This window comes from Paenibacillus sp. FSL R5-192, from assembly GCF_000517845.1.
Taxonomy (GTDB): Bacteria; Bacillota; Bacilli; order Paenibacillales; family Paenibacillaceae; genus Paenibacillus; species Paenibacillus amylolyticus.
Genome location: NZ_ASPR01000064.1, coordinates 1 through 280 on the forward strand (window position 1 = coordinate 1; position 280 = coordinate 280).

General features: G+C 43.2%; 1 protein-coding gene. It reads left to right on the forward strand.

The genetic code is table 11. From position 1 onward, the window contains the following. Positions 1-3: 3 nt before the first annotated feature. Positions 4-280, forward strand: a 277-nt coding sequence (locus C161_RS33525) for a DDE-type integrase/transposase/recombinase (protein WP_036674069.1), incomplete at its 3' end; no start/stop codon positions are given.

The window sequence follows — 280 nt, forward strand, 5'->3', positions numbered from 1 at the left end:
ATGATGCGGGAACTATCGATCCAATCGGTGATTCGCAGGAAGCGAAAGAAGTCTTTCTATACGCCATCTGTCATCTATCCAAATCGCCTGAAGCGTAAATTCCATGCCACAGCACCTCAGCAAAAAATGGTGACGGATATTACGTATATTTCGGATGGAAACACGTTTGTTTACCTGTCCGTGATTCAAGACTTGTTCAACAACGAAATTGTAGCTTGGCAGTTGTCTAAACGGAACGATGTTCAGCTCGTATTGGATACGGTAGAACAATGGACACAAA